At 55.6% G+C, this 9,401-nt stretch carries 9 protein-coding genes and 2 pseudogenes; 4 read left to right on the forward strand and 7 right to left on the reverse strand.

What is annotated here, in order from left to right; translation table 11 throughout:
- Nucleotides 1-265 precede the first annotated feature (265 nt).
- A pseudogene (locus A3722_RS00295) lies at nt 266-1,087 on the reverse strand (ArdC family protein); the annotation flags it as partial.
- A gap of 40 nt (nt 1,088-1,127) precedes the next feature.
- A complete protein-coding gene (locus tag A3722_RS00300) occupies nt 1,128-1,613 on the reverse strand; it encodes a hypothetical protein (protein WP_082849303.1) in 486 nt (161 codons plus the stop codon).
- A gap of 256 nt (nt 1,614-1,869) precedes the next feature.
- On the opposite strand from A3722_RS00300, the gene A3722_RS00305 reads away from it, so the two are divergent.
- Entirely contained in the window at nt 1,870-3,078 is a 1,209-nt protein-coding gene (locus A3722_RS00305; RefSeq protein WP_067623036.1) for a Fic family protein, read from the forward strand.
- A 229-nt stretch (nt 3,079-3,307) separates the two neighbouring features.
- Here the strand turns inward: A3722_RS00305 and repC are convergent, their stop codons facing one another.
- The 3 genes from repC to repA form a co-directional block, all read right to left on the reverse strand.
- Entirely contained in the window at nt 3,308-4,363 is a 1,056-nt protein-coding gene (gene repC, locus A3722_RS00310; protein WP_067623039.1) for a plasmid replication protein RepC, read from the reverse strand.
- A 238-nt stretch (nt 4,364-4,601) separates the two neighbouring features.
- The gene (repB, locus tag A3722_RS00315) at nt 4,602-5,570 is read right to left on the reverse strand and encodes a plasmid partitioning protein RepB (protein ID WP_236627298.1); all 969 of its coding nucleotides are present in this window, start codon (nt 5,568-5,570) and stop codon (nt 4,602-4,604) included.
- Entirely contained in the window at nt 5,570-6,769 is a 1,200-nt protein-coding gene (repA, locus tag A3722_RS00320; protein ID WP_067623045.1) for a plasmid partitioning protein RepA, read from the reverse strand. The genes repB and repA overlap by 1 nt, the downstream gene beginning before the upstream one ends.
- 463 nt (nt 6,770-7,232) lie before the next feature.
- Here repA and A3722_RS00325 point away from each other — a divergent pair, with 463 nt between their 5' ends.
- The 3 genes from A3722_RS00325 (at nt 7,233) to A3722_RS00335 (ending at nt 8,425) form a co-directional block, all read left to right on the forward strand.
- Nucleotides 7,233-7,460: an AbrB/MazE/SpoVT family DNA-binding domain-containing protein gene (locus A3722_RS00325; RefSeq protein WP_067623053.1), complete on the forward strand. Its 228-nt coding sequence runs from the start codon at nt 7,233-7,235 to the stop codon at nt 7,458-7,460.
- Between the two features lie 333 nt (nt 7,461-7,793).
- A complete protein-coding gene (locus A3722_RS00330) occupies nt 7,794-8,135 on the forward strand; it encodes a type II toxin-antitoxin system RelE/ParE family toxin (protein ID WP_067623056.1) in 342 nt (113 codons plus the stop codon).
- Nucleotides 8,132-8,425, forward strand: coding sequence for a helix-turn-helix domain-containing protein (locus A3722_RS00335; RefSeq protein ID WP_067623059.1), 294 nt, complete (start codon nt 8,132-8,134; stop codon nt 8,423-8,425). Before A3722_RS00330 ends, A3722_RS00335 begins: the two co-directional genes overlap by 4 nt.
- Before the next feature lie 129 nt (nt 8,426-8,554).
- Here A3722_RS00335 and A3722_RS00340 read toward each other — a convergent pair.
- Nucleotides 8,555-8,863 (reverse strand): annotated as a pseudogene (locus A3722_RS00340) (recombinase family protein); the annotation flags it as partial.
- 65 nt (nt 8,864-8,928) lie between these two features.
- A partial coding sequence (locus tag A3722_RS00345) for a recombinase family protein (RefSeq protein WP_067915843.1) occupies nt 8,929-9,401 on the reverse strand: 473 nt, incomplete at its 5' end.

The following is a 9,401-nucleotide window of genomic DNA, read 5'->3' on the forward strand; positions in this document are numbered from 1 at the left end:
AGCCTTGAGACCACTAACCATTACGCACAGGCAAATCTGGAGACCAAACGGAAAGCACTGGAACGGGTCGAAAGACCGAAAACCGATAGTCCGCCATCATGGCGGCGCGACCAGAGCGTGCTCGACTGGTTGGATACGCTCTGACGCGCATCAAAAATTATGCGGAGGAAAGTGAACAGACCGCCAGGGAAACAAGGGCATTGGCGGACTTCCTCCGCATTATGCCGTCCTCGTGATAACTGCGGTAATGACGAGCTCGTCATTAGCGCAACCAGTTGTGAAGGTAGGCAGCATTCATCTCGAGCGTATGCGCCGTAAAGCCAAGTTCCTGACCCAGGAACACCGAGGTCAATTCCGCGACGATCTCCTCGCGCGCATAGGACGTGTTGCCAAACTTCGAGAACCCGAAATCACGGTTCAGTCGATGGGGGGCTTTCGTGGCATGGGCCAGCTCATGGGCCCAGACCCCGTAGAAATTGCGCGGATCCTGGAACCGCGTGATGGACGGCATGTAGACCTTGTCCACGGGCGGCAAATAGTACGCTTCTGTTCCTGTGAAGACGGTCGTGATGTCGATGGCGTCAAAAAACGCCTGCATGTGCGGGATGGGCTCGGACGGAGGATGCTCAAGCACCGGGTCCGGCTCGGGATGGAAGCTATCCGGCAAACCCTCGATCTGGCAGGCATTGAACACGCGGTAGGATTTCTGGAAGCGGAATATACGGGCTTCCTCGGAGTGATCATCCTCGTCACTGCGGTCATGCTCATCTGCGCCCGCGTCTTTCCGGCTTTGACCGTAATAAACGACGACAGAGGATTTTTCGCCCTTGCGGACCTTTGCGTCCAACGCATTGGCTTGCGGCAGCGTCATCCAGAAGGGAGAGCTGTGGCCCGCCATCACGGTCCGCATCGTCAGCAGGAAGTTGTTCACTCCCCGGTAGGGTTCACCGCCCACGCGCAAGGGTCTGGAGCTACCGCCAGCCGTCCAGGGCTTGCGCCAAGGCAGAACGCCGCGCTCGATGATACGGATGATTTCGTTGGTGATGAACTCGGAGGCATCGAATTTGGGCGTGCGGGATCGGGCCATGGCTGGCGTCCTTTCGAGTTTTGGTGAGAGGGAATGGAGATCAGATTGACCGACGGGGCCGCGGATCGTTGGTGATGCTGGCACCTAGCTTTTCGACCATGTCGATGTAGGTGGTCAGCGAGACGGACCTGCCGGCACCCGAACGGTCCGGGTCGACCGAACCGTCCCGCGTAACTTGCGGCAGGTTCGCGAAGCCGATGCCATCGGTGACGGGTCGGATTTCGATGAAGGGCGTCCCGAGTGCGACCGCGAGGGCGGCCAAGGGAAAGCGCTCGATCGGCGCGAAGGTCGACACGGTGGTCCAACCGTGATGGAGGAATGTCCCACCATCCCCGCAGATTACATGGGCATTCGGCAATGTCGCCGCCTGCCTGAGATAGCCGAGATCACGCAAGACAGTCTCGCGTTCGAGCTGCCGCGCCCGCGCCGACTGGCCAGTTCGGCGCAGCTCTCTATGCCGCCACCAGGAGGCGGCGGTTGCGCGGAGCACGCGCAAGACACCTGATTGCATAGGAATGCCCTTCATCCGGAACGGCAGACCGGAACCCGGCCCGGACCCTCATCCGTCAGTCACAAAACCCGAAGAACACTTTCTCTTTTTCCGGCCCCTTTGGGCACACAACAAAACCGAAAAGCCCGGCCCTTCTGCCGAAGCCATTGATTTCATGCAGCAATTCCAGATCGGCAGGCAAGATCGGCAACGCATATCGGCAAAACCTTGCTTGAAAGTACGAAATGTGTTTATTTTTCAATTACTTTGCAAACATGGAAGATCGGCAAAAATGCTGGAAACACCCGCCAGGATCGAACCCTGCTTCTTCGAGGAGCATATTCCCACAGAACTGGCAGACCTTTCGGTCGACATCCAGAGGGAAGCCACCGGGCTGGGACTAGGGTTGCATCCTGACAGCGCAGCCGAACTTGCCGATCTCGTCCGTGTGATGAACTGCTATTACTCCAACCTGATCGAAGGACACAACACGCGCCCCCGCGACATCGAAAGGGCGCTGGCTGGTGCCGAGCTTGAGGAAGAAACCCGTCCCCTCGCCCTTGAGGCCCGGGCGCACGTCATCGTTCAACGGGCCATCGATGAGATGCATCGCATAGGCACCCTGCCCCGCCCCACATCCGTCGAATTCCTGACTTGGGTCCATAAGAGCTTCTACGACGAGATGCCGGATGAGTTTCGGGCCATCGAACATCCCGACGGCACACAAGAGCCCATCGTTCCGGGACGCATGCGCCAGGATGATGATCGGGAAGTTGCGGTCGGGCGCCACCTACCTCCTTCATCGTCGCGGGTCGCGGCATTCATGGACCATTTCGACAAACGGTTTCAGATTGCGGCGCGGTCTTCGAGCGGACGGATCATCGCGATCGCCTCTGCACATCATCGGCTGAACTACATCCACCCTTTCCCGGATGGCAACGGGCGCGTCAGCAGATTGATGTCTCATGCAATGGCCCTCACAGCGGGGATCGGTGGCCAAGGGCTCTGGTCCGTATCACGTGGGCTGGCCCGCGGGCTAACCGATCGGGGCGAGTACAAACGGATGATGGATCTGGCCGACAGTCCACGCCGCGGAGACCGCGACGGACGGGGGAACCTGTCAGAAGCGGCACTGAAGACGTTCAGTGAATGGTTCCTAAAGGTGACGCTTGACCAGATCACCTTCTCAGCAAGATTGTTCGATCTCGGCCGACTGGACCAACGGTATCGTCGTCTTGTTGCAGATACCATCGATGACAAGCGAGCGCCGGAACTGATCTCGGCGGTTCTTCGGCATGGCGCACTGGAACGAGGCGACGCGCAGATTGTGCTCAAGACGTCCGAGCGTACTGCTCGCAACACGCTGAGTAAACTGACCGCCGCCGGATACCTGACCTCTGCCTCGCCGAAGACACCCGTTCGGTTGGCGTTTCCGTTGGATTATCGAGAGCGGCTCTTTCCAAACCTCTTTGGAGATAGTGACCTGCCGGTGGAGCGCTAGAATTACAACGAGAGAAAACTGATTGTATCCTGCAACGATTGGCGGCTGGAACCACTATGTCCGCTTGGTCTCCAATTTGTCCACCGCGGTGGACATCTTTTGTTCTGAGGTTAGCCGAACGATCGTACATCATCGCTTGGGCGGGTCTCGGGGTGACCTCGTTGTGGTGATCGGAGAGATGGAGCTGTCATGAGCGTGGTTCCCGGTCAGACGTCCACCGCGGTGGACACTAGGCGAGACTCTTGTTCGTTTTGGACAGGCGCTTAATCAGAGAGACCGGATCAAATTGGGTTTGACGTTGGCCCAGAGTGATACTGTGAAAGTAGGCTCCAAAATCCCTGATGCGTTGTCCTAGCTGTAGCATGATGAAAATCGCGCAGGATGCTTTCTGCGTTCCTACAATCTTCTTTGCTTTCGCGAACGTTTCTGGGTGTATTCCCATCATTGGAGCAAGATTTCGAGCGTGAGCCTCGATGTCCACCCAATCTCGAAGCTTTTCTGTGGCGAATGCGGTCGCCTGGTCACAGACCGAAGTTAGTAATTCTGGTTTCAGTTCTTCTTTGCCTACGTTGCTATCTAAATCTTTTTTTTCTTCATCAGACTTAGATTGATGCCGGACAGATTGTCCGTCATTGGCGGGCAGTTGCATTGTTTCTGGTGGATCATCCGGGGTGGATAAACTTTGGCATTCTGCGTCCGTGTCGGAGAGCAGTGCGCGGTATTCGGGGAGGCTTAGCTTCCTGCGTAGAGTTTTTCGTGCGTGGTTGATGAACGTGTTGTTGGGATCATGCTCTTCCAAATGGGCGAGCTTTGTGAGGATCTGTTTGCGGACAAATATCCGATCCCGCCGGTTATTCTCCATTTCTTGCGCGATGGTGATGAGCTCGCTCGCACGTTGAAGCAGGGGTGCAAGCGACAATCCATAACTGATGCACTCCCCGCCGGATGAGCGAACGCGGTAGCGCTTTCGGTTCGAGCTGTCATTGCGCTTGATGAATCCGAGTTCGACGAAGCGGTTGATGTGCCTGCGAAGTGTCCGTTCGTCGATGCCGCCAACTCGTTGGCAGATTGAATTGTTCGACGCAAAAACCGTTTCGCCGTGGCCAGGTTTCAAAAAGCTGAGCATTGCTTGAAGGGTCTGGATGTGGCCAGGGCGAAGCCCGAACACGCTGCGCGCGTCTCTCAGGGCCCGGAAGATGGTCCAGATATCGATTTCAGATGCGGGAGTTGAGCCGCATGATGCATCTGCACCAGCAGCCTCAATTGATAGTTTTGTAAATGCCATGATTTGATCACGATGACCGTTTGGCCCACAGCTTCCCTGTCTCCTCCCAAGATTTCATCTGGGAAAAGGCAATAAAAATCGGTTCACCGAATCGGTGACTCTTGACCGGTTTGCTGGAGGTTGCTACATCATGGGTGCAAATCGAATGATGAGGGCTCTCCAGGGGAAACTTTGGGGGGCTCTTTTCTTTCTGGTCTTCGCTTTTCTCCTTTGCTCGGGTTCCTCTATGTGGCTTGGGTTAAGACCCAGAGCCGCTCTCATTCCGCCAAGTATCGAAGAGTTGCAAAAGCGCGGCTTCTGCACGCTCCTCGAGCCACTGGCCGAATTCCGGGTTGTCCTTTTTGGCGATCTTGATGGCGATCGCTTTCTGATCGACTGTCAGCGTTCCGACAGTGTCGCCGCTCTCATTCTTGACGACGGACGTCACGCCGCGATTGGTCGGTTTTTTGTCTGCACGCGCCTTGTGCGAGCAAGCAGAATAGACCGCCTGAAATCTCTCGGGGCTTGGAGTGTCGTCGGGCAGGGCGGCGATCACCTCTTTGGCCGAATTCACCAAGTCTACCTTTCCCGATAGGGCCGCTAAATCACCCCACTGCCGTCTTCCGATGCCATGTGCCGGCCCGATAAGCTGAACAAGCCCATCAGGCAGTTGATCGATAACGACCCGGTGGTTGGACACGCCTTGCCGGGTTAACCCCAAAGCATCCTGAATGACGCCGGGTTTGTACCCAATTTCCTGCATCTCCCTGATAAACAAAGATTTTTCGATGAAAGACGGATCAAGTCGAAGGTTGTTCTCTTGACCCTGTGCGATAAGCGAGGCGTCGTCGTCCAATGTGCGAACGATTGCCTTGACCGTTCCTCCGATCTTGCGGATCGCTGCCAGTCTACGGCGGCCGTAGATGATGCGGTATCTGTCGGGTTGGCCCGATGGGCGGACCATGATCGGCACTTGTTGGCCATGCTTGCGAATGCTCTCGGCAAGCTCGTCGATACTCGTATCTTCCAGCACCAACCGATCGCGAAGGCCATCCATGTCAATCTGATCGGGTTCGATGTCCCGGATCGAATTGGCCGTGATTTCGCGCAAGGAGTCCCGCAAACCGCCAACAGAGCCGGGCAGCTTTGCAGTTTTTTGCATGGTAGGGGAGGGAGCCGCGCTCTCTTTTTCGTCCTTCGGAGGTTGGTTGAAAATGTTTCTGGCCATCAGCGACGCCCCCATGCCATTTGGATCGTCTGCTCCAGTTCATCGGCAACGCCGTTCACGCTGGTCAGAGCGCGATCAATCGTTTTCCTGATGAACTGGCCGGGATCAACTTCATAGACGGTCTGCTGGGTCATTCCGGCGTCAGAGATTGCGGTAGACTTCAGCATGGGTTCAGTCATGACCTGGCCGGCGAGAATTGATCTCAGGTAGCCAGCCATTTGGGTCTGTGGCCCATCTGACGGCTCATACCTTGTGATCAGGAATTTGACGAAATCCCATGTCACACGGCGTCCAATCGCTTCTTCAACGGCCTTTACCGTTTCTGACGCAAGTTTCAGGAATTGGCTCATGGAAGCGATATCCAGCATGCCTGGCACGACCGTCACCAAGAGCCCTGTAGAGGCCGCCAATGCCGTGAGAGTCAGAAAGCCGAGTTGAGGAGGGCAGTCGATCAGTACGATGTCGTAATTTGCCTCTACCTCCTCGAGTGCCAAGGCGAGGCGCTCCGCAAAAATGGGCTGCATCCGACGGGCGAGCGCGTTTGCTGTCTCGGTTTCGTATTCCGAGAGCATTAAGCCAGCCGGAACCATGTCGAGCTTGTGAAAGTAGGTCTTTTGGATCACGTCAGAGAGCGGAACCTGATCCTCATATCTCAGAGCATCATAGATTGTTCCGCCTTCGGCGAACTCGAGTTCGGGCCGAAAGCCGAAAAATGTGGTCAAACTTGCTTGCGGATCGAGATCCAAGACCAAAACACGGTAGCCGCGCAAGGCGTACCGCTGTGCAAGATGTATCGTCGCTGTTGTTTTCGACGAACCACCTTTGAAATTGACGACAGATAGCACCTGAAGTCGGTCGCCATCGCGTCGACCTGGCCGATAAGATTCGGCATTCCTTCCCGTGCGCTCCAAGATATTGCGCAATTCGTCCATTTCTTGGGCTGTGTAGAACCGGTGCCCGCGGTTATCAGTATGCACTTCCGGGAAGCTACCGTCCTTGTGCCGGTTGCGCAGGTTAGACGTGCTTACGCGCAGGAGACCGGCGACTTCGGTCGAGCTGAAACGCCGCAAGGCTTTACGCTCTTCGGGTTCGAAGGCGATCTTCATCTGCCGATCCAAGGACTCGGCCAGATTGTCGGCAAACGTGCCGATGTCAGAAGAGCCTATGCCTTGCGCATATCCAACGTTACGATCATCCATATCCTGCCGCCCGCTCTTGGCCTCTGTTAAGGCTCTTGATCATTTTGACGACGTACACCGCGTCTGACGCAATTTGCCGTCAGAATGGGAATGCCACGATCCAGCGAGTCCGGCAAGAAGAATCTAGATGTAGTGCAAAAGTTATCCACAGCACCAAATTCAATCAAGCTGCCGGATCTTGGTTAAGATATTGAAATTGATAATTAAAAACTCGATCTAATGGAGTGCTTCTTCGAAAAAGGGAACCTTACCTGCTGAGAAACAGACTAGGCATTATTGGTCAATGGTACCGCCGAACCAGTGCGAACCGAATGATTCTTCAAATTTTTTGGACGACAACAGGTTCCGTTGCGATGGCGGATCGGCGCATTTCCGTCGCCGAACCTGCAGGGCGATGGCTTTGCTTGTGGAGCGAGATGGATGTACACTGAACGTTGTTTTATCCATGCCTTGAGAGGACAAGATGCAAGTCGTTAAATGGGGGAGTTATCTAGCTGTCCGTTTGCCCGCCGAACTTGTGCTTGAACTCGGCTTGAAGGAAGGTGATGAGATCGACCTAGTCAAAGACGATGGTGCTGTGCGTGTTCGGCGTAAGCCTCGCGTGGATGAAATCCTCAAAGCACTGAAGCGGTTTCGGGGCAAGCTGCCCAAGGAGACGCGTATGTGTCGCGACGCGGTGCATGAACGCTGAGTCCGCAGATGCGAATGCCGTTTTCTACCTAATTGCAGACGATCTCCCGGACCAGTGTCCAGGTGCTGAACGCAGGGGTATTTAAGTGTCGGATGAATGCAGGGTTCAGCCGGTAGGACACCGCATCCATTCTTCTGGCACGTCATGACAGGGCTGTTTTCCGAAAGACCAAGCCACTCGACGCTTTCGAGCTGCGATCTACACTTGCCTCAAGCATCTGGTCGAAACGCTGTCAGTTGGGCAATATCCAAGAGTGGCACAAATTGGGTTGCGCTAAGCGCGGTTCGTGTGCCATTGACTTATACGTCAGCGAAGCATAAATGGTAACCTAGAATGACACGATTGCAGACGGTGGTGGAACTGCCCGAATTCCAAAGGCGCGCCAAAGCAATCATGTCGGAACAAGAGCGCGAGGCTGCAATCAACTACATTGCCGGTAATCCTGATGATGGGGTTTCTCTCGGCGGCGGGCTTCGAAAGATTCGCATCCCAAGAGTTGGGGGCGGCAAGAGCGGCGGTTTCAGGACGTTGTATGTATTTGGCGGGAACCATATGCCGATCTTTTTGATCACGGTCTTTGCCAAGAACGAAAAGGCCAACCTGTCCAAGGCTGAACAAGCCGCGGCAGTCGAAATGAGCAAAGCGCTTGTCGCAAGATATGGAGACGCAACATGACTGCATTTGAATCGGTGTCGAAAGGCCTGGAAGAGGCCTTGGCATTCGCAGATGGAAACATGACGGCCGCCAAGGTCCATGAGGTATCCGTTGTCGATGTCGATGTGGCCGAAGTTCGCCAAAGAACTGGTCTCTCACAGGCTGAATTCGCCCGAAGCATAGGAGTAGCAAAGGGCACGCTCTTGAACTGGGAACATGGGCGTCGACACCCGACGGGCCCTGCTCAAGTCCTGCTGGCCTTGATCGCAAAGAAGCCATCGGTCGTGCAGGATCTGCTGCGAGGCGCTTGATCTGTGGTGCTAGGTGATATCCCTTTGACGCTCCTTTCGAAGATACGATCAATGAAGCCTGCAGATTGCTGAGCTCGCCAACGGGGTGAGCGATATCTCATTGGTTATGGGATAACGTTGCTCTCTAAACTACTCCAACAATCCTAGCTTTTCCGCACGTTGCAGCAGCATCCTCACGGAAGAAGGCTGCCAGCTGGTCCGTCCCCGTGGAGTCCGCTCACGCATGGCTTCCAACCGGTCGCAGATCGCCTGTAGCGTGATATCCGGGTCCGAACCTTTGATGGCCGCAACAATCGCAGGCAGGCGATCGTCGGTTTCGCGGCGCCCGGCGCGGGCCAGCACCTCGGTAGGCAGGAAGCCGTCGCGGACATAGGCCTTCACAGCGCGCAGCAGACGGCTTTGGGTCCAGCGACGCGCCTCGGGCAAGGGGGGGTCGAGTGGGGCTGAGTGCAGAAAACCCCTTTAAGGTTTCTGTTGGGTTGTTTGCGCGTTGAGACTGACGCTCACGGTTCGTTCGCTCCGAGATACCGATAGATTGTCGCTTTTGAGAGGCTGTAGTGTGCCATCAGATCTTTGATCAGCATTCCAGCGGTACGCTTTTTGCGTAGCTCAACGATCTGATCTTCTGAAAGCGCGGGTCGTTTGCCGAACTGTACGCCGCGATCTTTGGCCTTCTTGATCCCATCCATCTGTCGCTCGGCGCGGATTTCGGTTTCGAACTGGCCAATGGCTCCGAGCATGTTGAACAGCAGCCGCCCGGTTGCGTCGGACGTGTCGATATTCTGATCGAGCACGACCAGATCGACACCTTTCTGTTTCAGTGTTTCAGCGATCTGGCAAAGGTGCAGTGTGGATCGCGCCAATCGGTCGATACGTGTGACAATCAGCTGGTCACCGTCGCGGACGTAATTCAGGCATTCTTTCAGCTGAGGGCGGGCGTCCGTCGTACCACTGCGCTTCTCTTCGAAAAGCTTGT

It is taken from the genome of Sulfitobacter sp. HI0027 (genome assembly GCF_001634775.1).
Classification (GTDB): Bacteria; Pseudomonadota; Alphaproteobacteria; order Rhodobacterales; family Rhodobacteraceae; genus Sulfitobacter.

What these genes read in the sequence shown, in the direction of transcription:
- A3722_RS00300 (WP_082849303.1), bottom strand. Translation starts at nt 1,613, where the DNA reads ATGAAGGGCATTCCTATGCAATCAGGTGTCTTGCGCGTGCTCCGCGCA.
- A3722_RS00305 (WP_067623036.1), top strand. Translation starts at nt 1,870, where the DNA reads ATGCTGGAAACACCCGCCAGGATCGAACCCTGCTTCTTCGAGGAGCAT.
- repA (WP_067623045.1), bottom strand. Translation starts at nt 6,769, where the DNA reads ATGGATGATCGTAACGTTGGATATGCGCAAGGCATAGGCTCTTCTGAC.
- repC (WP_067623039.1), bottom strand. Translation starts at nt 4,363, where the DNA reads ATGGCATTTACAAAACTATCAATTGAGGCTGCTGGTGCAGATGCATCA.
- A3722_RS00325 (WP_067623053.1), top strand. Translation starts at nt 7,233, where the DNA reads ATGCAAGTCGTTAAATGGGGGAGTTATCTAGCTGTCCGTTTGCCCGCC.
- A3722_RS00330 (WP_067623056.1), top strand. Translation starts at nt 7,794, where the DNA reads ATGACACGATTGCAGACGGTGGTGGAACTGCCCGAATTCCAAAGGCGC.
- A3722_RS00335 (WP_067623059.1), top strand. Translation starts at nt 8,132, where the DNA reads ATGACTGCATTTGAATCGGTGTCGAAAGGCCTGGAAGAGGCCTTGGCA.
- repB (WP_236627298.1), bottom strand. Translation starts at nt 5,570, where the DNA reads ATGGCCAGAAACATTTTCAACCAACCTCCGAAGGACGAAAAAGAGAGC.